21 protein-coding genes, 2 tRNA genes and 2 pseudogenes are annotated in these 25,993 nt (G+C 65.4%); 16 read left to right on the top strand and 9 right to left on the bottom strand.

Features of this window, described 5'->3' with window-relative positions:
- Positions 1 to 84 precede the first annotated feature (84 nt).
- Together ACZ6DT_RS30495 and ACZ6DT_RS30490 are read left to right on the top strand one after the other, a co-directional pair.
- Positions 85 to 534, top strand: a complete 450-nt coding sequence (locus ACZ6DT_RS30495) for a universal stress protein (RefSeq protein ID WP_465601866.1) — start codon at positions 85 to 87, stop codon at positions 532 to 534.
- Positions 534 to 1,685 (top strand): adenylate/guanylate cyclase domain-containing protein, encoded by a 1,152-nt coding sequence (locus ACZ6DT_RS30490; RefSeq protein ID WP_465601863.1) that lies wholly within the window; start codon positions 534 to 536, stop codon positions 1,683 to 1,685. The genes ACZ6DT_RS30495 and ACZ6DT_RS30490 overlap by 1 nt, the downstream gene beginning before the upstream one ends.
- A gap of 126 nt (positions 1,686 to 1,811) precedes the next feature.
- On the opposite strand, the gene ACZ6DT_RS30485 is transcribed toward ACZ6DT_RS30490, so the two are convergent.
- From ACZ6DT_RS30485 to ACZ6DT_RS30475, 3 genes are read right to left on the bottom strand one after another with little or no spacing between them, the layout of a single operon-like run.
- Positions 1,812 to 3,044 (bottom strand): aldehyde dehydrogenase family protein, encoded by a 1,233-nt coding sequence (locus ACZ6DT_RS30485; RefSeq protein WP_465601860.1) that lies wholly within the window; start codon positions 3,042 to 3,044, stop codon positions 1,812 to 1,814.
- A gap of 52 nt (positions 3,045 to 3,096) precedes the next feature.
- Complete coding sequence (locus ACZ6DT_RS30480) at positions 3,097 to 3,810, bottom strand: M50 family metallopeptidase (protein ID WP_465601857.1); 714 nt, start codon at positions 3,808 to 3,810, stop codon at positions 3,097 to 3,099.
- 35 nt (positions 3,811 to 3,845) lie between these two features.
- On the bottom strand, positions 3,846 to 4,787 hold the full coding sequence (locus ACZ6DT_RS30475) for a DNA-3-methyladenine glycosylase family protein (RefSeq protein ID WP_465601854.1): 942 nt from the start codon (positions 4,785 to 4,787) through the stop codon (positions 3,846 to 3,848).
- A gap of 139 nt (positions 4,788 to 4,926) precedes the next feature.
- Here ACZ6DT_RS30475 and ACZ6DT_RS30470 point away from each other — a divergent pair, with 139 nt between their 5' ends.
- The 3 genes from ACZ6DT_RS30470 (at position 4,927) to ACZ6DT_RS30460 (ending at position 8,100) form a co-directional block, all read left to right on the top strand.
- Positions 4,927 to 5,697: a class I SAM-dependent methyltransferase gene (locus ACZ6DT_RS30470; protein ID WP_465601851.1), complete on the top strand. Its 771-nt coding sequence runs from the start codon at positions 4,927 to 4,929 to the stop codon at positions 5,695 to 5,697.
- Positions 5,694 to 7,022 (top strand): M20 family metallopeptidase, encoded by a 1,329-nt coding sequence (locus ACZ6DT_RS30465; RefSeq protein WP_465601848.1) that lies wholly within the window; start codon positions 5,694 to 5,696, stop codon positions 7,020 to 7,022. The genes ACZ6DT_RS30470 and ACZ6DT_RS30465 overlap by 4 nt, the downstream gene beginning before the upstream one ends.
- 118 nt (positions 7,023 to 7,140) lie before the next feature.
- Complete coding sequence (locus ACZ6DT_RS30460) at positions 7,141 to 8,100, top strand: S1C family serine protease (protein ID WP_465601846.1); 960 nt, start codon at positions 7,141 to 7,143, stop codon at positions 8,098 to 8,100.
- A 101-nt stretch (positions 8,101 to 8,201) separates the two neighbouring features.
- Here ACZ6DT_RS30460 and ACZ6DT_RS30455 read toward each other — a convergent pair whose 3' ends face one another.
- Both ACZ6DT_RS30455 and ACZ6DT_RS30450 read right to left on the bottom strand, forming a co-directional pair.
- Complete coding sequence (locus tag ACZ6DT_RS30455; protein ID WP_465601843.1) at positions 8,202 to 8,579, bottom strand: DUF3224 domain-containing protein; 378 nt, start codon at positions 8,577 to 8,579, stop codon at positions 8,202 to 8,204.
- Positions 8,580 to 8,626: 47 nt separating this feature from the next.
- The gene (locus ACZ6DT_RS30450) at positions 8,627 to 10,144 is read right to left on the bottom strand and encodes a helicase HerA-like domain-containing protein (protein WP_465601842.1); all 1,518 of its coding nucleotides are present in this window, start codon (positions 10,142 to 10,144) and stop codon (positions 8,627 to 8,629) included.
- A 113-nt stretch (positions 10,145 to 10,257) separates the two neighbouring features.
- Between ACZ6DT_RS30450 and orn the strand changes: the two genes are divergently transcribed.
- Positions 10,258 to 10,866 carry an oligoribonuclease gene (gene orn, locus ACZ6DT_RS30445; RefSeq protein WP_465601839.1) on the top strand — a complete coding sequence of 203 codons (609 nt, stop codon included), beginning with the start codon at positions 10,258 to 10,260 and terminating at the stop codon, positions 10,864 to 10,866.
- Between the two features lie 78 nt (positions 10,867 to 10,944).
- A tRNA-His gene (locus ACZ6DT_RS30440) sits at positions 10,945 to 11,017 on the top strand.
- Between the two features lie 194 nt (positions 11,018 to 11,211).
- Here the strand turns inward: ACZ6DT_RS30440 and ACZ6DT_RS30435 are convergent.
- Positions 11,212 to 12,432, bottom strand: coding sequence for a L,D-transpeptidase (locus ACZ6DT_RS30435; protein WP_465601836.1), 1,221 nt, complete (start codon positions 12,430 to 12,432; stop codon positions 11,212 to 11,214).
- 195 nt (positions 12,433 to 12,627) lie between these two features.
- On the opposite strand from ACZ6DT_RS30435, the gene ACZ6DT_RS30430 reads away from it, so the two are divergent.
- Positions 12,628 to 12,700: transfer RNA gene (locus tag ACZ6DT_RS30430), tRNA-Lys, on the top strand.
- Positions 12,701 to 13,378: 678 nt separating this feature from the next.
- On the opposite strand, the pseudogene ACZ6DT_RS30425 reads toward ACZ6DT_RS30430, so the two are convergent.
- Positions 13,379 to 13,518, bottom strand: a pseudogene (locus ACZ6DT_RS30425) (DUF349 domain-containing protein); the annotation flags it as partial.
- A 1,171-nt stretch (positions 13,519 to 14,689) separates the two neighbouring features.
- On the opposite strand from ACZ6DT_RS30425, the gene ACZ6DT_RS30420 reads away from it, so the two are divergent.
- Together ACZ6DT_RS30420 and ACZ6DT_RS30415 are read left to right on the top strand one after the other, a co-directional pair.
- The gene (locus tag ACZ6DT_RS30420; RefSeq protein ID WP_465601833.1) at positions 14,690 to 15,079 is read left to right on the top strand and encodes a hypothetical protein; all 390 of its coding nucleotides are present in this window, start codon (positions 14,690 to 14,692) and stop codon (positions 15,077 to 15,079) included.
- A gap of 332 nt (positions 15,080 to 15,411) precedes the next feature.
- Positions 15,412 to 15,621, top strand: a complete 210-nt coding sequence (locus tag ACZ6DT_RS30415; protein WP_465601830.1) for a cold-shock protein — start codon at positions 15,412 to 15,414, stop codon at positions 15,619 to 15,621.
- 656 nt (positions 15,622 to 16,277) lie between these two features.
- Here ACZ6DT_RS30415 and ACZ6DT_RS30410 read toward each other — a convergent pair.
- Together ACZ6DT_RS30410 and ACZ6DT_RS30405 are read right to left on the bottom strand one after the other, a co-directional pair.
- Positions 16,278 to 17,102, bottom strand: a complete 825-nt coding sequence (locus ACZ6DT_RS30410; protein WP_465601827.1) for an ImmA/IrrE family metallo-endopeptidase — start codon at positions 17,100 to 17,102, stop codon at positions 16,278 to 16,280.
- A gap of 29 nt (positions 17,103 to 17,131) precedes the next feature.
- Positions 17,132 to 18,199 carry an integrase core domain-containing protein gene (locus ACZ6DT_RS30405; RefSeq protein ID WP_465601824.1) on the bottom strand — a complete coding sequence of 356 codons (1,068 nt, stop codon included), beginning with the start codon at positions 18,197 to 18,199 and terminating at the stop codon, positions 17,132 to 17,134.
- Positions 18,200 to 18,650: 451 nt separating this feature from the next.
- Between ACZ6DT_RS30405 and ACZ6DT_RS30400 the strand changes: the two genes are divergently transcribed.
- The 6 genes and pseudogenes from ACZ6DT_RS30400 (at position 18,651) to ACZ6DT_RS30375 (ending at position 25,685) form a co-directional block, all read left to right on the top strand.
- Entirely contained in the window at positions 18,651 to 18,785 is a 135-nt protein-coding gene (locus ACZ6DT_RS30400; RefSeq protein ID WP_465601821.1) for a hypothetical protein, read from the top strand.
- 199 nt (positions 18,786 to 18,984) lie between these two features.
- Positions 18,985 to 21,753, top strand: coding sequence for an NACHT domain-containing protein (locus ACZ6DT_RS30395; protein ID WP_465601819.1), 2,769 nt, complete (start codon positions 18,985 to 18,987; stop codon positions 21,751 to 21,753).
- Positions 21,754 to 21,941: 188 nt separating this feature from the next.
- Positions 21,942 to 22,248: pseudogene (locus ACZ6DT_RS30390) on the top strand (transposase); the annotation flags it as partial.
- Positions 22,249 to 22,552: 304 nt separating this feature from the next.
- Entirely contained in the window at positions 22,553 to 22,987 is a 435-nt protein-coding gene (locus ACZ6DT_RS30385) for a hypothetical protein (RefSeq protein ID WP_465601817.1), read from the top strand.
- Positions 22,984 to 24,966 (top strand): hypothetical protein, encoded by a 1,983-nt coding sequence (locus ACZ6DT_RS30380; RefSeq protein ID WP_465601814.1) that lies wholly within the window; start codon positions 22,984 to 22,986, stop codon positions 24,964 to 24,966. Before ACZ6DT_RS30385 ends, ACZ6DT_RS30380 begins: the two co-directional genes overlap by 4 nt.
- Positions 24,967 to 25,058: 92 nt before the next feature.
- Positions 25,059 to 25,685 (top strand): hypothetical protein, encoded by a 627-nt coding sequence (locus tag ACZ6DT_RS30375; RefSeq protein ID WP_465601811.1) that lies wholly within the window; start codon positions 25,059 to 25,061, stop codon positions 25,683 to 25,685.
- The last annotated feature ends 308 nt before the right edge of the window (positions 25,686 to 25,993 follow it).

The raw sequence follows: 25,993 nt of genomic DNA, 5'->3' as shown, positions 1-25,993 counted from the left end.
ACGACGGCCTGCGAGCCACTCGCCGAGCGGTTTTCGTCGCTGCTCGCACGCGGGTGTGGGCCGTCAGATCGGTGGAGGTTGCGGATGGCTGCATATCGGACCGTGGTCGTGGGCACGGACGGATCGGATTCCTCGTTCGCCGCGGTCGACCGGGCGGCGAGTGTCGCCGGGGACTCCGGAGCGACCTTGGTCGTCGTGTGCGCCTACTACCCCGCCAACAAGGGCCACGTGGAGAAGGCGCAAGACGTCCTCGGTGACGAGGCGTACCAGGTGGTGGGTTCGGCACCGGCCGAGGACACCCTCCTGTCCGCGCGTGACCGGGCGGCGAAGGCCGGCGCGAAGAACATCGAGACCGCCGCCGTCGTCGGAGACCCCGTCGACTCGCTGCGCAAGGTCGTCGCCGAGCGCTCCGCCGACTTGCTGGTGGTCGGCAACCGCGGGTTGAACACGCTCGCGGGCCGCATCCTGGGCTCCGTGCCGTCCGAAGTCGCGCGGAAGTCCGGGGTGGACGTGCTCATCGTCCACACCACCTGATGCCCGAACCCGGCGAGATCTCGACCGACGCGCTGCAACAGCGCCTCGAACGGATCCTGCTCGGCGGAAAGCGCAAGTACACCCGGCTCGAAGTCGCCGAGAAGGCAGGCGTTCCCGAGGAGCGCTCTCGGCGACTTTGGCGTGCCCTGGGCTTCGCGACGGTCGATGACGACGAGGTCGTCTTCACCGACGCCGACATCGAAGCGATCCGCACGGCGGATCAGCTGATGAACTCGGGACTGATCGACCCGGGCATCGAACTGGCCGTGACCCGCGCGCTGGGCCAGCATCTTTCGCGGCTCGCGGAATGGCAGGTCCACATGCTGTGGACGATGATCACCGAGAACAAGGAGATCGGCAGCAGCGAACGGCAGATCGGGCGGCTCGTCGAACGCCTGCTGCCCGAACTGGAGAAGATCCAGGAGTTCGTCTGGCGCCGCCACCTCGCGGCCTACGCCGGCCGGGCGATGGCCTTTCCCGACGAGGATCTCGAGGCGAGGACCGAGGTGGTCGGGTTCGTCGACATGGTCGGCTACACCCGGCTGACCAGGCAGGTCGACGAAGAGCGCCTGACAGACATCCTCGACCGGTTCGAATCCGTCGCCACCGAGGTGGTCGCCGATCACCACGGGCGGATCGTGAAGATGATCGGAGACGAGGTCCTGTTCGTCGCCGATTCCGCCATCGACGGCGCCGAGATCGCCCTCGCCCTGTCCGAACGCGCCGACGCCGACGAGACCCTGCCCGCCGTGCGCGCGGGCCTCGCGTCGGGCCGGATCCTCAGCCGGTTCGGCGACGTCTACGGCTCGGTCGTGAACCTCGCCGCCCGCCTCACCTCGACCGCGCGACCGGGCACCATCCTGGTGGACAAGGAACTCGCCACGGAGCTTTCAGGCTTTCCGGAATACGAGGTGCGCACGCGACGGCCGGTTTCGGTGCGGGGGTACAACCGGCTGCGGCCCTCTTCGCTGCGACGGACGCGAGACCGGCCTTCGGGCATGTTCGCCTCTTCGCAGCAGCTCGCCGCGGAGATGCTGGGACTGGCTGACGCCACTCCGGCGCCGGAGCCTGCTCCGGACGAGGTCGAGGACGCCACCGCGGTTTCGTTGCCGCCTCGGCCGCGGCCCCGGTCGAAGCGACGGCGACGCTGAGCTCCTGCCGGGGAGAGCAAGGGACCTTTGCTATCGCGCCGCCTCCGACGTTGCGAAGCCACACGCCATCTTCGCCCTACCTCGCCTGATCCGAATCGCCACTCACGACCGCGGCGTGAAGCCGCCTCAGGCGGGCAGCACGGCGTACTGCCGCACATAGAGATCGGTATAGGTGACCGGACCGCGCGGGCCGGGGACCTTGTCCAGGTTGATGCCGGTCTCGGGGACGGCGAGGAGCTTGAAGCCGTCGAGCAGCCGGGTGGGAGCGTTCCAGAAGACGCCGGTGCCGGTGTACGCGTCGAAGAACGCGTCGGCGGCTTCGCTGCTTTCGGTGGCGATGCCCGCGGCCAGGCCCGAGGTCCGCTCGTTGGCGATCTCCGCCGCTTCGGGAAGACCCGAGACCTTCGCGACGGTGACGGTCGCTTCGCGGTCGGAGTCGAGCGCCCATTCGTAGCCGATGGCGTGCTCGTGCGGGGCGAGCGACGGGGTGACGCCGCGTTCGGCCAGCGCGCCGGAGATGCCGGGCCAGACGCGGTCGTGGGCGTCCTCGTGGATCAGCAGCAGGTTCAGCCGGTTGCAGACGCCGAGCCTGTCGAGGCTGGCGAAGACCAGGTCGCGCACCTTGCCGGTGTCGGCCGCCTCGTCGACGTACAGCACGCCGCCGCCGTCGGCGTGGGCCAGCGTGCGGACGCCGTGGACGGCCGCCTCGGTGGCCAGCGCCCTGGTGCTGTCTCCGCTGCCGCGCAGGATGACCAGCGGCACGAGCGCGGGGAACCGGACCAGCGCGGAAGCCGCTTCGCGTTCGGCGCGCGGCACCAGCTGGACGACGTCCGGGTCGATGCCCGCCTCGGCGAGCGCGGGGGCGATCACGGTCTCACGCAGGCGCTGGGCCGAGCCGAGCGCGGCGGAACCCGTGCGGAGCACACCACCGTTGCGCGACTTCACCAGCTGCGAAGCGACGTCGACCGTGACGTTCGGCCGCGCCTCGTAGTTCGCGCCGATCACACCGACCGGGCGGCGGCGTTCCACCAGCCGCAGCCCTCCGTCCAAAGTGGACACGTCGACGGACCGCTCCTGATGCGGCGCGCCCGCGAGGAGACGGAGCTGTTCGGCCATGCCGGTCAGCCGCTCGGGGGTGATGGTGAGCCTGTCGAGCAGGCCCGCGCTCATCCCGTCCTCGCGTGCCTTGGCGATGTCGGCCTGGTTCGCTTCGAGTACGACATCGGCGTGCTCGACCAGCTTGTCCGCCATGGCGTTCAGCGCGGCGTCGATCGCCTCCGGGGAGGCGGCGGCCAGCGACGGTGCGGCCCGTTTCGCCGATCGAGCGCATTCCTCGACGGCCTTGGCGACCTCGTCCATCTGGTGACTCCTTCCGCGCGGAACGAGCCATCAGTCTGCCGTACCGCCCCGGTCAGGCGACGGTCGGCTCCAGCAGCCACAACCCGCCCGCGAAGAGACAGCTCACCGTCAGCACGACCATCACCAGCACCCACAGCACCGCGGGCATACCGGTGAGCCTGCCGAGCTGATCGGCGTCGGAATCCCTCGCCGCACCCCGGCGCCGTTTGATCTGCAGCTCGACCACCGGCCGGACGCCGCCGAACAGCAGGAACCAGGTCAGCAGGTAGACGAAGATCGCCTGGAACCACGAGGGCGCCACCAGCGCGACCAGCCCGAGCACCACCGAGCTGGCGACCACGGTGAACACGCCGTAGGTGTTGCGCACCATCACCAGCACGCCCAGCAGCATCAACGCCGTCATGATCAGCACGACGGTGATCAGATCCGACGAGAGCAGCCCCGCGAACACCAGCCCGAGCACCGCGGCCGCCGGATACCCGGCCAGCGTGGTGAACGCCATTCCCGGCCCCTCCGGTTTGCCACGGGAGACGGTGACGCCGGAGGTGTCCGAGTGCAGCTTGATGCCCTGCAGCCGACGGCCGACCAGCACCGCCGCCAGCGCGTGACCCGCCTCGTGGACGAGCGTGATCAGGTTGCGGGCGATCCGCCAAGGCCTGCCGGAGAGCACCACGAGCAGTGCGAGACCACCGGTGACCAGGGTGATCGTGCCGGGCGGGGTGGACTGGGCGATGTCGGAAACCGTTTCGGCGGGAGACGAGCTCACCGCGACAGCTCACCACAAGCGGGATACGTCCCGTGTCAGGCGGTCATCGAACCCCCGATCTCGCGCGTGCGAAACTCCCGGTCGTTGCGCAGGGCGAAGGCCACCCAGCTGCGGAACGGCCGCCACACCGCGGACAGCTCCTCCAGTTCCTCGGGCGGCGCCATCGGCAGGTCGTAGGCGGCTCGCATGGCCTCCTGCAACCGGGGCTCGCCGCCGGGGAAGACGTCCGGATGCCCGGCGCCCCGGATCAGGATCAGCTGCGCCGAAAACGGGCCGATCCCCGGCAACCGCTGCAACCAGCGCAGCGCGTCCGGGACCGGCATCGCGCGCAGATACGCGGCATCGAGCAGACCGTCCTTGGCGGCGTTGGCCACCGCGCGCAACCGCTCGGCCTTCACCTCCGGCAGCCCACGTCCGGCCCCGGGGTCGGCCAGCACGTCCGGCGCCGGGAACGACCTGAGGATCTTCCCGCCGACGTCCACCGGCCTGCCGAACTCCTCGGCGAGCCGTCGTTTCGCCGTGGCGGCCTGCGCCATCCGCGCCCGGTGACTCAGGATCGCCCAGCAGGCCGCTTCGTAGGGCGAATGGAACAGCACGGGCCGCAGCCCGGGGAAGGTCTGCTGCAGGCGGCGCACCACGGGATCCGCGGCGCCGATCTTGGCGAAGCCGACGCCGTCGACGTCCACCGAAAGGATCCGGCGCACCTGGGCGCCGACCTCGACGGCGAGCCCTTCCTCGGCGAAGACCTCCACCTCGATCGAGCCGGGCGATCTCTGTCTGACGGCCGCACCGACGTGCTCCCAGCCCGCTTCGGCGGGAAAGGCGAAGCGCAGGGTGCCGGTTTCGGCGGCGGCGTCCGCGCGGCACGCGGGCGGGAAGTCGGTCAGGAACCGGATGGACTTGTCGAGGTCGAACGGGCCGCGCACCGGGATGCGAAGCGTGGTCGTGGCGGTGTGCTGCAGGATCGAGCCGGTCATTTCGGGCTCCTTCGGCTGGGAACGGCGACTCCCTCCGACGTTAGAGATGGCCACCGACAGTTTCGGGTCGCGGCGGCGGGGATGTCGCGAACGGGCCGGTCATGGCAGATTCTCCGGTGGGACCGTGAAGGGAGCAGCCGTGCCGGACCATCGCGAACGCCTCGAGAGCCTGCTGCGGCCGGGCGTCACGCCCACCGCCGCATCGAAAAGTTTCCTTGACCTGCTGGGGGAAATCCCGCAGGCGGGGCCGCCGACCGGACTCGCGCAGCGGCTGATGCGCACCTCCGCCGTGCCGATGATCTACGAGCGGTACTGGCGCCCGACGCTGGGCAGGGTCGCGAAAGGACTGAACGGCCCGACCATGGCGGACGAGATCCGTATCGCGATCGAAGCGCTCGGCCTGCGCCCCGGCCAGGTCGCGTTGGACGTCGCCTGCGGCACCGGCCGGTTCACGCGTGCCTTCGGTGAAGCGGTGGGCCCGGACGGGTTGTCCATCGGACTCGACGGTTCGGTCACCATGCTGGAAAAGGCGCTCTCCGCTCCGAATCCGCCCTCGGTGACCTACCTTCGCGCCGACGCCGTCGACCTGCCGCTAGGTGATTCCACTGTGGACGCCGTCTGCTGCTTCGCCGCTCTGCACATGTTCGCCGATCCGGACGCGGCGCTGGATTCGTTCGCCCGTGTGCTGAAACCCGGCGGCTCACTGGTGATGCTGACGAGTGCCCGGCACAGCGATCAGCCGATGCGGCTGGCGGACACCGTCCTCGGCAGGCTGAGCGGACAGCGGATGTTCGACCGCGGCGAGATCGCGGCGAAACTGCTCCGGCGCGGCTTCGACCACGTCGACGAGCGGTACTCCGGTGTCACGCAGATCGTCACGGCGGAGCTAGGAGTTAACATCCGGAAATGATCCGCTCTGAGCACGCTTCGCCGATTCCCCCCGACGACGGCTACCTCCGTTCGCTGGTCGAGGCGACCGCGGACGCCGTCGCCGCGGCCGAGCCCCTCGGCTCGCCCCATGACGGCGCGGACGCCGCCACACGAGACGCCGTCAGCGCCGAGATCCGCGGGCTGACGGCGGAACTGGTGGAGCTGAGCCAGGACCTGCACGCTCATCCCGAAGAGGGTTTCGCCGAGCACCGCTCGGTCCGGGCGCTCGGGGACCTGCTCGAGCGGCACGGCCACCAGGTGACGATCGGCGCGGGCGGACTGGACACCGCCTTGGTCGCGACCACTCCCGGCAGCGGCCCGCACATCGCCGTCCTCTCCGAGTACGACGCCCTCCCCGGGCTCGGCCACGGGTGCGGGCACAACGTCATCTGCACCGCGGGTGCGGGCGGTTTCCTCGGCGCGGCGGCGGTCGCCGAACGGCTGGGCGGCCGGATCTCGCTGATCGGCACGCCGGCGGAGGAAGGCGGTGGCGGCAAGGAGACGATGGCCCGCGCGGGCGTTTTCGACGACGTCGACGCCGTGGTCATGCTGCACCCGTTCAGCCACGACATCGCCATGCACCCGTTCCTCGGCAGACGTCAGCTGGAAATGGTGTTCCACGGGGTCGGCGCGCACGCCTCGGCCCAGCCGTTCATGGGACGCAACGCGCTCGACGCCGCCGTCGCCGCGTACCAGGGCGTCGCGGCTCTTCGGCAGCATCTGCCCTCCAGCGATCGCGTCCACGGCGTCTTCACCGACGGTGGCGCGCGGCCGAACGTCGTGCCCGAACGCGCGGCATTGCTGTTCTACCTCCGGTCCGCGCAACCGGACACGCTGCGCGACCTCGCCGAGCGGGTTTCGGCGATCGCGCGCGGCGCGGCGGAGATGACCGGCTGCGGAGTCGAACTGAAGTGGGACGCGCAGCCCGCGTATCTGCCGATCCGGTTCAACACCACCCTCGCCGGACGCTGGTCGGTGCATCAGGTCGACGCCGGCCGCAAACCGCTGCCGCTGGGGATCGTGCCGGAATTCCTCACCGGCTCGACCGATCTCGGCAACCTCTCCTACCGGATGCCCGCGATCCACCCGATGATCGCCATCGCCGGACCGACGACCGCCTTGCACACCAAGGAGTTCGCGGCCGCGGCCGGTTCGCCGGACGGCGATCGCGCGGTCGTCGACGGCGCGCTGGGACTGGCGCTGACCGCCGTCGACTACCTGGCCGACACGAAACTCCGCGCGGCGGTGCACGAGGAGTTCGAGGCTTCGGGCGGAGCGTTGGACGTCCCGGCGTTCTTCGACTGAGTGCTCGAAGTGCTCTTTCCCGCCGAGAGCGCATGGGCGGAGTCTCAGGAGATTCTTCTCAGGAAAGCCCAGGGGTTTTCCACAGGCGGCTCACAAGTACGGGCGCCAATCTTGTGCCATGACCGAGAACGAGAGTCGGCCCGGCCCCGCCTCCACCGGTGGGCCCCAGCCGCCGCACCAGCAGCAGTACCCCGGTTACCCCTCTTGGCAGGCCGCGCCGAATCCGCTCTTCACCCCGCAGCCTCCTCCGGCTCCGGCGCCTCGCAAGAAGGGGGGCAGGGTCGCCATCCTCGTCAGCGCGACGGCGCTCGCCGCCGCACTCTTCGGCGGGGTCGGTGGAGCGGCGATCGTGGGGTTCGGCTCCACGTCGTCGACGTCGGGCACGGGTTCGTCCGCGGTCGCCAGCGGGCAACCGGTCGGGAACAACACTTCGGGTGACGTCAGCGGGGTCGCCGCGAAGGTGACGCCGAGCGTCGTCCAGGTGAACGTGACCACCGCGCAGGGTGAGGCCGTCGGCTCCGGCGTCATCCTGACGGCGGACGGGCGCATCGTCACCAACGCCCACGTGGTCGCCGACGCCCAGGGCGACGTGATCGTCACGCTGTCGGACGGCAAGCAGTACCCGGCGAGTGTGGTCGGCGCCGACACGAAGGCCGACATCGCCGTGATCCAGGCGAAGGGCGCGAGCGGCCTGACCCCGGCTTCGCTCGGCGATTCGAGCAAGCTCGCCGTCGGCCGCCAGGTCGTCGCGATCGGCTCGCCCGGCGGGCTGCAGAACACCGTGACCACCGGGATCGTCAGCGCGCTGAACCGCGAGCTCGACGAGTTGAGCAGTGGCCAGGAGCGGCGCTCGCCTTACAGCAGGACCACGAACGAAGCCAGGCCGAGCTACACCGCGATCCAGACCGACGCCCCGATCAACCAGGGCAACTCGGGCGGGGCTCTGGTGGACGCGCAGGGGAACGTCATCGGCATCAACTCGGCGCTGTACAACCCGACCTCGACCGGCAGCATCGGCATCGGCTTCGCGATCCCCATCAACGACGCCAAGAAGATCGTCGAGCAGATCGTCGGCTGAGCCGGCCGTCTGGACCGCTGTCAGGGGGCGGCCCAGCAGGCACTGTCCGTGAAGGCCTCCTTGAGGGACTCTGGGTCCCTCAAGGAGGCCTTCACGGACTTTCAGCGGTCGTAGGTGAGGGTGAAGGTGTGGTTGCCCTCGTCGTCCTTGACGATCTCCGCCGTTCCGGTGATGCCGGCCAGTTCACCGTGACCGGAGCCCGGCAGGACGAACAGGTCGTGGCCGTTCTCCCCCGCCGAGTGATGCAGGACGAAGCCACCCTTGCGCCCGTCGACAGTGACGGCCAGCCGCTCGAAGGCGACGTACGCCGACGCCGTCCCGTTCACCGCAGTCAGCATCTCCACGGCGCTGGTCCCCTCGACGTCACCGGTGAACGTCTTGGTCAGCAGCACCCGCGAGAACTCGGTGTCTTCGGGCTTCTCGGTGGCTTGCGGCTCCCAGCCGTCCACGGTGAACGACGCTGTCGCGGTGTTGGTCATGTCGCCGAGCCTGCCGGAAATACCTGACAGAACGCGTCAGGTATTTCTCAGCGCCTCCGATTCCCGAACAGGCCGCGCGTGATCTCCCGCCCGAGTGCGCTCGCCGCCGAGCGAAAGAACGACTTCACCGCCGGATTCTTCATCGCCTGTTCGACCATGCCCGGCCCGTCCTTCTCCGGTTTCGGCGCCGGGGGCGGAGCCTCACCTGCGGGCGGCGCGGCCATCTTCGCGGCGAGCTTCTCGTAGGCCGACTCGCGGTCGATCGTCTCGGCGTACTTCGCGTGCAGATCCGAAGACGTCGTGGCCGCGGCGATGGCCTCGGCACCGATGGACCCCATCTTCGAACGCGGTGCGCGCAGGCGGGTCCACGCGACCGGTGTCGGCGCTCCCCGCTCGGAAAGCACGGTGACGATCGCTTCGCCAATACCGAGCGACGTCAGCGCCGAGTCCAGTTCGTAGTGCTTCGTCTTCGGGTACGTCTTGACCGTCTTCGTCAGCGCCGCCTGATCCTCGGGCGTGAACGCGCGCAACGCGTGCTGCACCCGCGCGCCCAGCTGGGACAGGACGTTGTTCGGGATGTCCGTCGGGAGCTGCGTGCAGAAGAACACGCCGACACCCTTCGACCGGATCAGCTTCACGGTCTGCTCGATGCGGTCCAGGAACGCCTTCGACGCGTCGTTGAACAGCAGGTGCGCCTCGTCGAAGAAGAACACCAACTTCGGCTTGTCGAGGTCACCCTCTTCCGGTAGCTCTTCGAACAACTCGGCCAGCAGCCACATGAGGAACGTCGAGAACAAAGCGGGCTTCGACTGGAGGTTGTCCAGCTCCAGCAAGGTCACCATCGCCTTGCCGTCGACCTCGCGCATCAGGTCGTGGACGTCCAGTTCGGGCTCACCGAAGAAGTCTTCGCCGCCCTGAGCCTCCAGATTGGACAGCGCACGGAGGATCACCCCGGCCGTCGCGGCCGAGACGCCACCGATGCCCTTGAGGTCCTCCTTGCCCTCGTCACTCGTGAGGTGCGTGATGACCGAGCGGAGATCCTTCGTGTCCAGCAACGCCAAGCCGCGCTGATCGGCCCAGTGGAAGATCAGCCCAAGCGTCGACTCCTGGGTTTCGTTGAGCCCCAGCACTTTCGACAGCAGGATCGGGCCGAAACTCGTGATCGTCGCCCGGATCGGTGACCCCTTGCCGCCGGCACCCAGCGACAGGAACCGCACGGGAAACGCGGCGGGCGCCCAGGAATCACCCAGTTCCTCCGCGCGTTTGGCGATCTTGTCGTTGCTCTCACCCTGCGCGGCGAGCCCCGACAGGTCGCCCTTCACGTCCGCCAGCACCACCGGCACGCCCGCGGCCGACAACTGCTCGGCGACCAGCTGCAAGGTCTTCGTCTTGCCGGTACCGGTCGCGCCGGCGACCAGCCCGTGCCGGTTCAACGTCGCCAGCGGCAGCCGGACCGCGGCGCCGGCGTGGACCTCGCCGTCGATCATGACGGCGCCGAGTTCGACCGCCGGACCCTCGCTGACGTACCCCTGCGCGATCTCCTGGGCTGGACCCTGTTCGGTCACTGTCGCTCCCCTGGTCTGTGACATGACTCACCTGAGGACGCACACGCTGCCAGCAACGCGCCGAACCCGCACGTCGCGCGTCATGAATCCGCGGGTCGGGTTAGGGTTTCGGGGTGAACGACCGCCTAGTCTGGATCGACTGCGAGATGACGGGGCTCGACCTCGGCAAGGACGCGTTGATCGAAATAGCCGCGCTGGTGACCGACGCCGAGCTCAACGTCCTCGGCGAAGGCGTCGACATCGTCATCCACGCCGACGACGAAGCCCTCGACGGCATGCCGGAGGTCGTCCGCGAGATGCACGCCCGCTCCGGCCTCACCGAAGAGGTCCGGCACTCCACGGTCACCATGGAAGAAGCCGAGCAGCGCGTCCTCGAGTACATCCGCACGCACGTGCCCGAGGCCAACATCGCTCCGCTCGCCGGCAACTCCATCGCCACCGACCGCGGCTTCATCACCCGCGACATGCCACTTCTCGACGCGCACCTGCACTACCGCATGGTCGACGTCTCCTCGGTGAAGGAACTCGTCCGGCGCTGGTACCCGCGGATCTACTACGCCAAGCCCGAGAAGGGGCTCGCGCACCGCGCGCTCGCCGACATCAAGGAATCCATCTGGGAGCTCGACTACTACCGTCGCGCCGCCTTCGTCCCGCAGCCCGGCCCGAGCACCGAACAGGCCAAGGCGGCGGCCGCTGAAGTGCAGGAACGCCACGAACGGTAACCCGTTGCGAGCCCCGGAAACAGGCACGCTAATATAGTGCGGCCGAGGTGATGGGGAAGCTTCCCGAGCCCGGCGATGGTGGGCGTAGCTCAGCTGGTAGAGCACCTGGTTGTGGTCCAGGAGGTCGCGGGTTCGAAACCCGTCGCTCACCCCGTTACCCCAGTTTGGTCGGGCCTTGGCGGGCCCTCCACCAGGCTGGGGTTTCGCCTTTTCCGGGGGCCGAGCCCCCGGATCCCCATCCGGTCGGTGCTGTGAGAGGGGTCGTGCCGGCCGGAGTCTGCCCTGGAAAGCGTTGAGGGTCCTGTCGGGACTGATCCGTCCTGACAGGACCCTCAACGCATCGGGTCAGTTCCGGTCGCCGCCGGTCTTCCAGTCGTCCCAGGACATCTGCCACACCGACCAGCCGTCGGTCGGTTCCAGCACCTGCGGGCCCGAGTTGGTGACGGTGATGATGTCACCCTTCTTCGAAGTCTCCATCAGCCACTGCGCGTTCTCGGTCGACAGGTTGATGCAGCCGTGGCTCACGTTCCGCTTGCCCTGCGAACCGACCGACCACGGCGCCGAGTGGTAGAAGATGCCGCTGTTCGACATCCGCACCGCGTACTTCACGAACGTCCGGTAACCGGCCTTGCTGTCCGTTGGGACGCCGTAAGTGCTCGAGTCCATCGTGTACCCGGTGTGCTCGCTCATCACCGTGTAGGTCCCAGCCGGGGTGCTGCTCGACGGCTTGCCCATCGAGATCGGCATCTGCTTGACCTCTTGGTCATTCACCACGACCTTCATCTGATGAGTGCCGCCGTCCGCGGTCGCCACCAGCTTGTCGCCGACGACCACCTTGGCAGGCTTGTCCTCGCGGCCGAAGGTGTTGTTGCCGAGGTTCTTGCCGTAGATCGCCGCGTTGACCGAGATCTTCGTACCCGGCTTGAAGTACTCCTTGGGCCGCCACATCACGGTCTTCTCGCCGAACCAGTGGAACGCGCCCTCGGCCTGCGGCTCGGTGACGATCTTCAACGCCTTCTCGGTCGCCGCCTTGTCCGGCACGTTGCCGGTGAAGGTGAAGATCAATGGCAGCCCGACGCCGACCGTCTCCCCTTCGACCAGGTTGATCGAGACACCGATCTGACGTCCCGGCTTGGCCGTGGAGAACGTCGAGGTGGAGGTGACCGGCTTGCCGTCGGTCCCGGTCGCGGCCACGGTGACGGTGTAGGTCTTGCTGTAGCCGAGCGGCTCCGCCGACTCCCAGCCCGAACCGTCTTCCTTCGGCTTGCCCGCGACGACCTTGCCGTCGGCGCCCGTCAGTTTGACCTCGCCCACCTTGCCGTCGGCGACGGCGACCGTGACCGGCTCACCGGGCGCCACGTTCGCCGCGCCCTGCGCCGGGGTCAGCGTCACCACGGCGGGTTTCGGCGCCGGCGCCGGGGCTCCGCCCTGCTGCGAATCACCGGGAGTAGCACCCGGCGACGGCGATTCACCCGACGGTGTACTGCTGCAGGCAGCCAGTGTGAACCCGGTTACCAAAGCCAACACAGCCACCCGCGACCGCCCCGTCGCTCCCCAGACCCTCATGCACACCGCCCGTTTCGCGTGGTACCAACCCCAACGTCTGGCTATAGTCTGCCTGACCGGCCGCAACGCTCGCGGCCGGATGGCCGAATACGTCCCGGTCCGTCGCAAGGGGACCCCCCTGAAACGGGCTCCAGCAACCCTGTGTTAATGTTTTCCACGTCGCCGAGGGGAACACCAAAGCGGCGGAACAAGCAGGCGCCATTAGCTCAATTGGCAGAGCAGCTGGCTCTTAACCAGCGGGTTCGGGGTTCGAGTCCCTGATGGCGCACATTCAGGCCCCACGTTTTCGGTTCGATGACGTGGGGTTTTGTGTTATGTGGACGCGTTTCTTCCACTTCCTTATTGTCCATTGTGGTCTGATCCGAGCCCGAGACGCGCCCGAGCTGTCGGCATGCGTGCTTGTAGATGATCTTCGCCGTCGCTCAGCAAGATCGACACCGCCACCGTAACGGTTCCCAGCTCCCCTAGTTCGACGTCGGCTCGAACATGCACCCCGAGCTGGCCGCCCGAAACTTGGTCACCGGCGCAGCCCGTAGGAATGTTGATGTTGCGAGGAACTCCAAGCTTGAACTCAGCACCTACGGATTAAAAGTCAGCGGCTCAGCCATGCCGCCTAGTGACGTTCAGTGTCACATACTGCCAGTTTGTGCAGGTCAACACCAACCTTCGCCGGGGGACGAGTGCCATCCCGTGCCGACCCATGTCGGGCTCTACGTCGGCAACGGAGCCCAATCGGAGACGACGTGCCCCCCTGCGACGGGCCTGGCGATTCCGGTCTCGGAAGAGAGCGGTCGGGTTCGAACCCGCTTCGATACGCTCAGGAAAAGCAGCCTTCGGGCCGAGCGTTTGCCGACCTGGCCGCGACGGCATCGCCATACCCCTCAATATGGACGTCGCGCTCACTCGTCCGCGATGGCCGCTTCAGCCACTCACGCCACTGCGTGGCCTACTCGTCCGCCTTCTTCGCGCGCCGCCGTCGCCCGCCGCACGGGCCTTCGCCGCCCGCGACTCGAACTGCTGCACCCGCTCACGAAACTGCGCCTCTGGGTCGGTCCGCCGCCACTTGCTCTCCTCGGCCGACTTGACGAGCCGGGCAATTCCACACCCGCAGGGCGGACATGATCAACCCACGCTGAAGAGGTTTCAGATGAGAACGATCCCGCGTACGCAGGACGAACGGGGCGGGTGGCGCACCGTTCGTCCGTCTAGCGATCCCCACATACGCGGGGCAGACCCGCCCAAGATCCCGATGACCATGCAGCGGTACGGGGCATCCCCGCGTACGCGGCGCGGATGCGGCGAGGCCGTCGATCACGCCCTGGTTGCCGGGGCCATCCCCGCGCGTGCAAGGGTAGCCCGCCCGTGTATGCGTCGGCCAGGGTGGCGATGTCGTCCGCGCTGCGTGTCAGGGATAGCCCTCTGGACTCACGGATCCATGCTCACTCTCGAACACCACGTCCCAGTTTTCGGTCGTGGGCGCCGAGAAGCCTGACCGCCGATCGGTGCTCGATCGCGCAAGTGTTCGGTGATTCATTCGGTAGCCGCTGAGTACCGGCAGACTGGGTTGTCTGTGGCTACGTTCCATGGCCAGGTGCAGGATCACTTAACGGAGATTCTCGCTCGCGCCGAGAGCGCCCCGCTGTTCTTGTTCCTCGATCCGTGCGACGCCATCCTCCCCTTCCGCCGAGCTCCACAAACTGCTCCGACGAGCACGTGGCTCCCGGTGGCCCCCGACAGAAGTACTGCTGAACTTCAGCGCGGATTTCACCCGCCGCGCGGCCGGGGTGATCAATAAGGATCTACGCGATCACGCCGCTGTGCCCATGATGGACGCAGTGTGTGGCGGGCCGTGGTGGCGTCGAGTCGCGCTGGACGCTCACAAGACATCCCAGCGCGGGGATTGGGAGTCCGCCGCCGAGGCCGTGGTCACCGAGTACGCGCGCCGACTAGGGCAGCTACGGGAATGAAGCACGTCGTGGTTCCGGTGTGACGCCAGCTTCATCACCAACCCGTCTACCATCTGGTGTTTCTCACACGCAGCGAGTACGGGATCTGGGCCCTCGGCGACAGCGCCGCCACTGCTCCCTTTTCACGTCGGAAAAACATTGTGTCCGCCTCTCACTTTCGGGTGGTCCAGGCGTGAAGCGTCGGTCTGAGCGAATCGTCACCAGCGCGATGGGTACCTGAGAGATGTAACCAATTCGGGTCGACGGGACGCGTCAGGAACCCGGCTGGTCAGCACTGGAAGGAGCAGAACATGAACACTCGTCGTATTGCGGCTGTGGCCGCCGGTGTGCTGTTGACGATGGTGAGCGCGAGCGGCACTGCTATGGCCTACCGCGACACCCATATAGGTTCGTATGACACCGAGGCCCAGTGTCATAGTGCGGGCAAGGCAGGCGATGGCGGCACTGACCGGGACGAGGACCGGTGGTCCGGTTACCGCTGCGAAGGCTATCTGCGAGATTATGGAGAGTATCAGAAGTACGAGTACGAATTGTACGTGCAGAATTTTCAACCGGGCGAAGCAGATGAAGAGGACTTCTCCGGCGAGGAATGCTCCAACAACGGTACTTGCTCCGACGACGATTTCGAGGCCATGTGCAACTACGTCGAGTGGTTTTGTGACGCCGACGACGACGACTGAACACCCGTTCTCTCCAGAGGCAAGGGTCGGCCCAGTTGCCAGCGGGCCGCCGGTTCAATCGCCGATCTCGGCGTGCCAGGCGTCGTGGCAGGCCGTGCGTTCGGCGCCGATGACGGCGCCGCGTCGCAGGCACTAGTTACGGAACAGGCAATCCAACCGTGTCCAGAACGCACAGATCGATCCCACGGAGTTGGGTCTCATGCGAACAGTGATGCGGATCATGACTGCAGTGGCCGTGGCCGCAGCGGTACCGGGGGCAGGCGTCTTGACCGCGGCAGCGGCGTCGGCCACGGGATGTGGTTGTTCCTCGTTCGTACACAGTCGTTGAGCGAATGGAAGCGATAGGCACAGTCAAGTGGTTCGACGCCGAGAAGGGGTTCGGCTTCATCGCACTGGACGACGACGGTAGTGCGGACGTGTTCGTCCACTACAGCGCCATCGACGCGGGCGGTTACAGGTCGCTGGAGGAAAACCGGAGGGTGGAGTTCACTATGCCCCAAGGGCAGAAGGGGCCGCAGGCAGAAAACGTACGGCCCATTTAGAGCACTGCCCTGGCCGCCCACGACAGCAGGACCATCAACGATTTGTCGTGGGCGGCCCGCTGTGGCCGGTTCCCCGGTGTGCACGCACAAAGGGAGCCGGCCGCTTCCACCTCCCCCGCCGTCCGCGTCGTCTTCGCCGGGATCACCCGGTCGGTGTGCTGAGTGGACACTGCTTCCGGTGCGGCGGACGTTGGGATGCGTGGACAAGGCAAGTTGCCCCACGTTCCCACTCGCGCGCGGCATCGACCTCGGCGACGAGGTCTGGCTCAGCTCGTCTCCACTCGGTCATGACGGCGAGACGACACTTTCCACGCCCACCGAATCTACCGCGGCAGGGTCAAGATCGGCGAGATCGACACCAGGCCTGCCACGCTTGTCAGCCTGACCTGGTCGGGGAACTCGAACTCGTAAACGACGCGCAGCGGCAGGGATCGGCAGCTGCGTTCTGGACCGGCTCCAACTGCCCGCCTCGGGGCTCGCCCGTTGGGCTTGCCCCCTGCTCTTCTGACTCTCACGCTCGTTTCCAAACACTTTGGCTCAGCTTCACTGGCCCTCGTCGGAAGGCAGAGCGGATCGAGGAGCTCGTCGACGTCGTCCGGGGTCAGGTCGCTGGACTACTTGCGTTGGTGACAGTGTGATTCGCGACGGAAACGCAGCTAGCCATCTACCAGCTGCAGGTGACTGCGGTTCGGTCGTGCAGTCACGACCAAGCCTTCCGAGCCTCCCAGGCTGACCGTTTTCGCTAGGCCGAAGACGTGCCGGTTGAACTCTTCGGAGGTGAGTTTGGTGCTGTCGATGATCGCTTTGACACCTGAGCCGTTCGCGCGCAGGTGCGCGAAGACCTTCTCAAGAATCTGCGATGACTCGGGAACGAGCTGGCTGCCGGGTTCACTGCGGCGGTAGCCGCGTTTGGCCAGCTCGACACAGACGCTGCGGTAGCCCCATTCGGTCAGCTGGCCGAGTTCCCCGAGCCGGTGAGCGAGAGCCATGGCTGACACCCGCCAACGGCGGCTGGCGTCGATGAGCTGGTCGGGACTGGCGTTGCGCAGGTGGTGCGCGAGAACGTCGGCTCGGGGCATGAGGAAGGCGGCGGCGAAGCGGTCGGCCTGGCGTTCGGCTTCCCGGCTCTGCACACGCTCGGGTCCCTGGTGCATGACGAGGTGGCCGAGTTCGTGGGCCGCGTCGAACCGCTGCCGTTCGGCGGTTTTGCCGGTGTCGATGAAGACGAACGGCTCGTTCTCCATGTAGAAGGAGAAGGCGTCGACGTCGCGGACCTCCTGGACCAGGGAGAACACGCGGACACCGCGGGCTTCGAGCAGGTGCACCATGTTCGGGATCGGCCGCTGGTCGAGGTCCCACTGGCCGCGGACCCGCAGGGCGATCGTTTCGACGTCGTGCAGAGACGCCTCAGGCGGCACGTTCAGCGAGGGGACATCGGGGGCGGGCAGCCGGAAGCGCTCGGAGATCCTGCGGGGTTCCACAAGTCTGCCGACGGCTCTGACCAGTAGGTTTACGCCGCCCGTTCGTACTCGTTGATCAGGCCTCCGAGAAGCCGCTGTCGCCTGATCCGCTGAGAGTTGAGGTCCGCCACGGGGTGGGTCGGCTGTGGTGGGCGAAGCTCGCGTGCCCGGTGCGGCCGTCGACCGTTGTAACGTCGGACGTACTCGGCGAGCACGGCGCGCAGATGCCGCTCGCCCACGATCAACATACGGTCGGTGAGCTCGGTTCTGGCCGTGAGCACGAACCGTTCGGCGTAGCAGTTCGCCCGCGGGCAACGCGGAGGAATCCTTACCGCCTCCATGCCGACGTCGGCCAGAACGGCGTCGAACGAGGCCGAGAACTGGCCAGCCCGATCACGGATGAGGAACCTGAACTCGTCGATGCGATCACCAAGATCCAGCATGAGATTGCGGATCTGCTGAGTAGTCCACCGGCCGTCCGGATTCGTGGTCGTGCCCAGGATGTGGACGTAGCGGCTGCCGACCTCCAGCACGAAGAACACGTAGATCCTCCGGAGGGTGAGCGCGCAGTCGATGTGGAAGAAGTCGCACGCCAGCATCGTCGAGGCCTGCGTGCGCAGGAACTGCCGCCAGGTGGTGTCGGTGTGCCGAACGGTCGCGGGAGGTATGTGTGCCCGCTTCAGGATCCGCCGGATGGTCGAGGCACCGACCCGGTGTCCGAGCTTGAGCAGCTCACCCTGAAGCCTCTTGTAGCCCCAGCTGTGGTTCTCTGTGGCCATCCGTTCGATCAGCCTGGCGATCGCGTCGTCGACTGGTGGCCGGCCGACCCGGTGTGGATAGGTCCACTTCGCGGCTACCAGCCGCCGGTGCCAGCGCTGGATCGTGCCCGGGGTGACCAACCGGTGTGTCCGCAGCGCCCTGGGCAGCAGGCGGACCAACGCGGCGAACACAGCCCGGTCAGCCCAGTCCAGACGAGGTTTCGGGCTGCCTCTGCGCAGCACGGCGACCTCATGGCGCAATACCAGCAACTCGACATTCTTCGACGCTGACGAACGGCCGAGCAACACCACCAGGCCCACCAGTCGAGAGAAGATCAGATAGAGCAGACGCAACGACATGGCCGACGATCATGCCCTACCCGTCGAACGCGCCTGTCGCCGCAGGTCTGATGCATGAACCGACTTCTGGAACCCCACAGGCCGTGCACCGCCTTCCGTGCCATCGCGAGCTCCCGTCGCCCCGCGCACCGGTGTCCACGTGCGCGCCGTTCACAGTTCGACGGTAACCCACTTGACCTAAGGATGCCGAATATGCGCAGGTCAAGCCCCCAGGACAGGTGGTCTTCGAGCACCATTGCAGGTTCACCGTCGCCCGGGAGAAGCTCGGGATTGTCTCCACAACCGATACGACTAACAGTCAGGCATCTGGCTCGATAGCGTCGGATTACGAAGGGCACCAACGCCATGGCTACGAGTTCCGTTGACTTTGCTTGCAAGCTCTCTGTTACATGCGCGGCCCTTGAAGCGACATTATGATCAGCAGTCAACTGGGGCGGAGGGCAAGCACAGCGTGACCACGGGTGAACAGCAGGTCGATCAGCGCGTCGTCATCAGCGACATGCCCACGCCTGCCGACTCGACTCCATCGGCGGCCTTGGACGGGCCTCCGGTCCCCGGTTGCGCGCATTATGTCGTACTCGCCTGACGATTGGGAAGAGTTCGCCGACGAGGCTTCAGGACATCTCAAGCAGGTCTACACAACTTCACGACCACAATCTCAAGTCGGGCACTTCTTGCTAAAGTTTCAAGCTCTTCAGCAACATGATTGCCCATTAGAACGAAGCTGATCACAGCACGCCGGGGAAGAGACCGCAGAACGACGGGACGAACCAGAGGGTGGAAGCGTGACAAACAACGAGGCTCCCAAGCGAGCCAGGGCGGTGTTCATCGGACTCGCCGCAGTCGCACCGCCGATCATGACTTTGGCTCTCGGCTCGGACACCAACCGTCTCGCGACAATCATCTTCATCTTGATGTACGAAATCCTGCTCCTCACACTGGGATTCTTCGGAGCGGTGTATCAAGACCTGCAAAAGCGATGGGTCGCCCGCGTTGCGGAACAGATTGACGACTTCATTCAGCGGCGCACGTCGAAGTTCGCACGAGGACTTCGCGAACATGCTTCATCCACACATTCATTCATGGACACCCGCGGCCTCAGCACCGTCGGCGACTACTCCTTCACCCTCAAGCAGGTTTTTGTCGACCTCAAGCTCAATTCGAGCACCACTCATTCCATGCGAATCAACCCCGTCCAACATCCAGCCGAGAACTCAGCTCAGGCGTCAGACATATGGACCTGGGTTCATCGGGCCAACGAAGAGAAGGTTCCTCTTGCCATCGTGGGACCACCTGGCAGCGGAAAAACAACCCTACTAAAACATGTGGCACAAAGCCTGGCCTCACGCAAAAGATCGAAGGATCGGCTCCCGAAGTACCCGGTAGTCTTAGAACTCCGCGACCTGAAAAAGGAATTCAGCGGAAACAAGCCCGACCTACCAACACTTATCCGCACCACATTCTCATCCATCCCGATATCCGAACCACCAAATTGGCTGGAAAACGCGCTCCATCAAGGTGAAATTTGCTTGATACTCGACGGACTTGACGAACTGGGCAGTGCCATAGCCCGTCGGGCAGTAATAGACTGGGTCGAGCATCAGCGAATAAAGTATCCGAAGATCGTCATTCTGGTGAGCAGTCGCCCCTTTGGCTACAAGGAGAACCCGCTTCCTTTTGCGATCGTATTGCAAGTCGAACCATTCACCGGACTGCAATTAGAGCAGTTTCTCAAGCGCTGGTACCTCGCGACCTGCATACGACGACACGGCCACGAGGACAACGTCGTGCGAGAAATAGCAAGACAGGGAGCGGAAGATCTCCTTGTCAGACTCAAGCGCAAACCCGCCCTCAGGGAACTGACAACAAACCCGCTGCTGCTCACCATGGTGGCAAACGTCCACGAGTATCGCGGTGCCCTGCCAGGGTCTCGCGTCGAACTGTACCGAGAAGTCTGCGAAGTCTTCCTGGGAAAGCGCCACAAGGCACGCGGGGTCGATTCCGGCCTCGACGGCCCCAAGCGGCAGATCGTCCTGCAAGAACTCGCCTATCAGATGATGAACGAGCACACCCGAGACGTATCGCTCGCGACTGCGGAAGATCTCATCGGCGATGTCGTATCCCGAGTCTCGGCGGATCCGTCCGTGACTCGATTTCTGCAGCAAATCGAGGAAGCGAGTGGCCTGGTTATCGAACGCGAATCAGGCGTATATTCGTTCTGCCACCAGACTTTCCAGGAATATCTCGCTGCAGTGCAAGTCAAGGAGAATCCCACAAGTTCCGGAAATGGTGGGCTCCTCGTAGACATGTGCAATTCCCTGGCCGACCCGTGGTGGAGCGAGGTTATTCGGCTCTACTCGGCCCAAGCCGATGCAACACCGGTACTTGACAGTATAGCCAAGCTGTCAAAATTGGACTCGAATGGCATTATCCTGGCCATGGACTGCTTGAGCGAAGCCCGCGAAGTACGTCCCGAAGTTCGAGAGCGCGTCTTCGCGCTCCTTGATTCCCAAGAGATGCGCAGCGACCCTGATGCTCGCCGATCCCTTGCCTTGGCCAGCATCGAAGCGACCTTTCGGGACGCAATATCGATCGACGACGGAGCACTACTGTCAACACGCCCCGTCACGTGCCTGCAGTATCAGGCATACCTGGACAGCACAGATACTCAACCGCCAGACCACTGGACAGAAAGAGTGTTTCCCGTCGGGTTCGCCAACCTGCCGATATCCGGAATAACATCCAATGACTGCACCGAGTTCGCCAAGTGGGCAACCAACGCACTTAACGACGGCTGGCAGTACCACATACCGACCGGCCGGCAACTGGACCGCCATCGGTTCGACCTCGCCCTGGGGTCACCGGGCGACAGGGCGGTACTCAATGCCCTTTACAGCACCAATGAAAAAGGTCGGACCGAAGCAACTCCGACAAACTCCGATTTCGACGTTATCCTAATCACAAAAGAGATGATTCGCGTTCAGATCGAGTGCGACACGACTGACGTCGCGGACCGAATTGTCAGATACCCTGAGTTGTATGAAGCCGAGTACGAACTCGCAAGCAAGCAGAATACCACCCTGCTGAAGCGCGCCTTCCAACTCTCCGAATCAGTCAATGTCGAAGACGAACTGCGAGCAGGATTGCTCCTCGAGGGATTCGAGGAGACGGCGGCACAAATGCTCTCCGAGCCAATTCCGAAAACTCGAGCAACACTTGCCGGAATAATCGATAATTTGGGCGAGAATCACACGACAAGTCACCGAATCCTTGTCAAGAATCGTAGCGGCACGAACGGATCCACCCCGTGGCCATTATTGAAATCATTACTGATAGACGCCATCAACATCGGCTTCTTCAGATCAGACGTCGACACCAAGACAAAAATCAACGCGCGCGAAATAGCTCACATGTGCTGTATCGGAGCACTGCACTGCGACGGAACCCCAACGCTTTCGATTCAGGAAATCTACTCGTACTTGCTCGCAATAGAGATCCGCAGAAGAGAGGTAGTTTTCGCCGATGAGGGGTTCATCCTCGTTCGCACCCACTGAGGGACGTCCGGTGCTGATACGACAGCAGCAGTGTGTGATCTGGCCGCGTGTCGGAAGCATGAAGACGGCCACCGCGTGATCGACTTCAAGGTGTGTTGGATCTCGAAGACGATGCGGTGGCCGCGTCGTAGACTGTCGTAGATGATCGTCTCGCTCGGTGGCGGGCTGGGTTCGACGACGCGTTCGCACTGGTGGCGGGGCGTTTCGCGCAGGCGGACTCGCGGCGCCGTGCCCGGATGTATGTGATGGGGTTGCTCTCAGGTGCGGAGCGGAAGAACTCGTGGACGCTGGCCGAGCAGACTGGTGACCTGACCCCGGACGGCATGCAGCGGCTGCTGAACTTCTACCGGTGGGACGTCGACGCGGCTCGTGACGATGTCCGCGCCTATGTGCTGGACAATCTCGGTGACCGTCGCGGGATCGCGGTGGCCGATGAGACGGGTTCCCTGAAGAAGGGCACTTAAATCCGCCGGGGTGCAGCGGCAGTACTCCGGTCCTGTCAGAATCCGAAGTCCTCTCCAGTGAAGCGTCGGATTCCGCAAGGCTGAACGCGGCAGACGGCCACCAGCAGGTAGGGCCAAACTGACTCTTGAAGACAGCGATCGTCGCCAGCCGGATCTGGACGCTGGAGTTGGACAACCCCGACGACTAGGCCCCCAGCATCAGGTGCCGCGCTCGGCCTCGTGGTGGCAGCGATAGCCTCCGCCATTCGCCCATTAGTGTGACGCCATGTATCTACTCGATCACCGCCTGCCTCCTGTCCGTCACGACCGCGGTCCAGAGATGAGAGGAAGCAAGCGTGGATCCGAACTTCGACTTGCGCGCCTTGACCGAGCAAGCAGCTCAGGTGGTGGTGAAAGGCTTCCTGACTGGCGCGGCGACGGCGTTGCGCGACCGCCTTGTGCAGCTGTTCACCCGGGGGAACTCCACCGAGGAACCGACGGTGGAAGAGCGCAGGCTCGACGAGATGAGCAAACAGCTCGAAGCGGCCTCCGACGACGAGCAGCACAACGTCGCCGAGCGGCTCACCACGAGTTGGCAGCGACGCCTGCTGGTCTTCCTCGAGGACCACCCCGAAGCCGCGGAAGAGCTACAGCAGATCGTTGCCGACTTCGCGCCGGACGAGGATGAGGAGGCCACCAAGCCCAGGTCCGTGTCCGCCACCGCCGGGGACAACTCGATCGTCATCGCGTCTGGGCGGAATACCAACATCAAGGGTGGTGTCCAGCGATGACTGCCTCATACGAGGACCTGCCCGCCTTCCCAGAAGCGCCAGGCACCATGGTCAACGCGAGCGGCGGCGCGCACAGCTCCATTTACGCGGCGGGCCGCGACCTCACGATCCTGCTCGGGAAAGCGCTCGGCTTCCAGGGCCTGCAGCCGGAATTGCAGCAGGCGGAAACCTGCTACGCGCCCATCGCGGCAACCGAGTGGGCCGAGGTCGTGAAGACCTGGCACGCATCGCGTCTGGTGATCATCACCGGTCCGCCCCGGGTCGGCAAGCGCACAACGGCCCTGCGGCTGCTCTCACAACACGACTCGAACACCAAGCTCGCTGACTTCAGCCCTGCGGGTGTACGCGAGTTGCGTAAGGACTGGGAGAAACCCGATGTCGGGATGCTCCCTGCGCTGCCGGGCACGTACCTCCTCGATCTCGGCGAGACACCAGTGGAGGCCCTGCCCGAAGACTTCGGCGAGGACTTGCGGTCGTTCGTCGATGACCAGGCACGCGCGAAGATCCGCCTCGTGGTGACGATGACCGACGACGCCCGTAGGCAGTGCGCGAGTTCGCTGCACCAGCAAGTCGCGCGGGTGACCCGTCCTTCGCCTACCGACGTGGTCAAGGCGCACCTGCAGTTGCTCGACCACGAAACACGTGCGGACTGGATGGATCGCGAGCCACTGGACACACTGCTCACTGCGGATTCCTCACCACGGGATGCGGTGAGCCTCGCGCAGGCGATCGCGCACGCGCCCGAACCGGAGAGCGACAAGGACAAAGACAAAGTCCTCACCAACGTCGCTGACGAGTTCCGGCGCTGGAGCGGGTACCTGACGGCCAAGTTCAACGGCCAGAACAGAAAGGCCGACGACGTCGCGTTATTCATCGCCGCCGCAGTGGTGGACGGCGCCCCGCCGGACGTCGTCTGGAAAACAGCCATGACGCTGCTAGGCGCGAATCGCCTGCAGCCGACGGTCGAACAACTCCTGCTCGAAGACGATCTCGAGACCAGGCTGCGCGCCATCACAGGCCACGCGAACGAAGCTGCCTTGGACCGAATATCTCTCGACGTCACGCGCCGCGGGATCAGCACCGCCGTCCTACCGTACCTGTGGCGCCAACGGCCGCAGCTCGTACCTGCGCTTCTTGCCTGGATTCAGACGATCACCGGCTCTGACGGCGTCGCCAAGGAACATCTGCCTGCGATCGGCGAACGGCTGGCTGTGCTAGCCGAAACGCACCCAGGCGCCGAGCTCGTCCCCACCTTCCTCAAGTGGGCTGAGAAGGACATGGAGAACCGGCGGCTGGCAGCCGCCCTGCTGACCCGGCTGGCCGGTGACGGCCCCATTGGCACCGAGATACGGAGGACAACCCGGGACGCGGCCTACAACTACCACAAGCGCACCACGACGACGACCTCCACACACGAAGCGGCGGTCGTCGCAGAAATGTGCGCGGGCCGGTTCGCCGTCGATTACCCCAACGAAACACTGGTGCGGCTGAAGTGGCTGTTGGACGGACCGGCATCGGAAGACGTCCACGCCCCAGCCCGCCGAGCGCTGCGCAACCTCTGCACGTCCGCCGAGCAGGGCCTGGCCCTCCTGCGCACGGCACTGGCGTGGCGTAAGGAAGCGCCGAACGCGAGCGCCCGTGCCATGCTGAATCTGCTCGACCCCGAAGACGGCGAGACCTCGCTGGCGCTGCTCGAACTGGCCGAACACAAACCGGAGGTGCTCGACGCTGTCCGCGCCGGCTGGGAAATCCTGTTCGAAGCAAACGTTGTGCGCCGGGAAACCGCGAAGTTGATCCGGCGGTGGTTGACCGCGGTACCGTCCGGTGCGTTGCCACCCGAGCCGACCAAGACCGTACTCGCCGAGGTTTTGCGCGCCAGCGTCAACGACAACGAGGTGGCCAAGGCGTTTCTATCGGAAGGCACCGACGACGTCCACCGTCAACTCGTCACCGAGATAATGGCGAAAAGTTGGCAGTGAGGTCGTGGCGCAGCCGTCCCGGCGGGCGCGACCGGCTCCAGTTCACCGCGCGGCTGGACAGCAACTTGCCCACTGTCAGGTTCAGCGCGACCATGGTCGTGCGATGGAATCGCACCACTGCGCCACAACAAGAAGTGCTCGTCCGCGCAATCGTCCGGAAGGACGTAAAGGCAGCGCTCGAAGAGGAGTCCCCGCACGACCTCAACGCAGCGGCCGATGCCGTCCGGTTGCACACGAGAGACGGCTTCAATTCCGAGCAGCACTGTCTCACTGTCGAACTCGAGGATGTTCAGATCACACTGGACGAAGAAGCCCGCAGAGCGCTCGCCGATCATGAGGAGGCCTCTCGGCTCGCCTGGCAACGCGCCGAAAGCCTAACCCTGCAAACGAAGTCATTGCGGGACCTTCTCGGAAGGCAGGACACAGGTCTGGCGTGGCTACTGCGCCATCACGGCCAAACAGTGCTCACGAACTCAATCGACGCCGATCATTTGATAACTATCCTGAACAAGATCGCGGCCGTACGACCGGAACCTTCCACCGGCGACACCATAATCGACCAGCTCATCGACTTGGTGCGGCAGTTCGTCGCACCCATCACCGAACCAGCTCAGAAAGAGATGTTCCTGCAGATGCTACCATTCTTCTTCACCCATTACGGCAGGGCGGACCTCGCACAACAAGCAAAAGAGCTCGCTAAGAAGCCAACGGACGAGTGACCGCCAAAACCGTATCGTCGATCTCCATCCCGTTGGCTGGCTGCTCCAGCCAACGCGCTCGACTTGGCTGGTCAGGCTGGAAGGAACCGTCATGCTGGCCGAGCCCGCACCTGCCGGCGTGCTCGTGAGGATGTCTGGCGAGCTGCGACACCCCGCGTTCAGAATCGAGGGGAACCATCTCGCTCACGAACGCACAGTAAGCCAGCAGCAGACGCGCATCCGGTGCCCGCAACGCGGGCTCCGGAGAATCCGCTCCCGGGCCGTTCCACGGTCAACGGTCCCACACGGACAGCAGATGAACTGCACCG

This window comes from Amycolatopsis sp. NPDC041971, assembly GCF_055588925.1.
This window is presented reverse-complemented; position numbering and strand designations above follow the sequence as displayed.

What these genes read in the sequence shown, in the direction of transcription:
- ACZ6DT_RS30415 (WP_465601830.1), top strand. Translation starts at nt 15,412, where the DNA reads ATGGAAGCGATAGGCACAGTCAAGTGGTTCGACGCCGAGAAGGGGTTC.
- ACZ6DT_RS30405 (WP_465601824.1), bottom strand. Translation starts at nt 18,199, where the DNA reads ATGTCGTTGCGTCTGCTCTATCTGATCTTCTCTCGACTGGTGGGCCTG.
- ACZ6DT_RS30495 (WP_465601866.1), top strand. Translation starts at nt 85, where the DNA reads ATGGCTGCATATCGGACCGTGGTCGTGGGCACGGACGGATCGGATTCC.
- ACZ6DT_RS30475 (WP_465601854.1), bottom strand. Translation starts at nt 4,787, where the DNA reads ATGACCGGCTCGATCCTGCAGCACACCGCCACGACCACGCTTCGCATC.
- ACZ6DT_RS30455 (WP_465601843.1), bottom strand. Translation starts at nt 8,579, where the DNA reads ATGACCAACACCGCGACAGCGTCGTTCACCGTGGACGGCTGGGAGCCG.
- ACZ6DT_RS30460 (WP_465601846.1), top strand. Translation starts at nt 7,141, where the DNA reads ATGACCGAGAACGAGAGTCGGCCCGGCCCCGCCTCCACCGGTGGGCCC.
- ACZ6DT_RS30380 (WP_465601814.1), top strand. Translation starts at nt 22,984, where the DNA reads ATGACTGCCTCATACGAGGACCTGCCCGCCTTCCCAGAAGCGCCAGGC.
- ACZ6DT_RS30420 (WP_465601833.1), top strand. Translation starts at nt 14,690, where the DNA reads ATGAACACTCGTCGTATTGCGGCTGTGGCCGCCGGTGTGCTGTTGACG.
- ACZ6DT_RS30490 (WP_465601863.1), top strand. Translation starts at nt 534, where the DNA reads ATGCCCGAACCCGGCGAGATCTCGACCGACGCGCTGCAACAGCGCCTC.
- ACZ6DT_RS30375 (WP_465601811.1), top strand. Translation starts at nt 25,059, where the DNA reads ATGGTCGTGCGATGGAATCGCACCACTGCGCCACAACAAGAAGTGCTC.
- ACZ6DT_RS30435 (WP_465601836.1), bottom strand. Translation starts at nt 12,432, where the DNA reads ATGAGGGTCTGGGGAGCGACGGGGCGGTCGCGGGTGGCTGTGTTGGCT.
- ACZ6DT_RS30465 (WP_465601848.1), top strand. Translation starts at nt 5,694, where the DNA reads ATGATCCGCTCTGAGCACGCTTCGCCGATTCCCCCCGACGACGGCTAC.
- ACZ6DT_RS30485 (WP_465601860.1), bottom strand. Translation starts at nt 3,044, where the DNA reads ATGGACGAGGTCGCCAAGGCCGTCGAGGAATGCGCTCGATCGGCGAAA.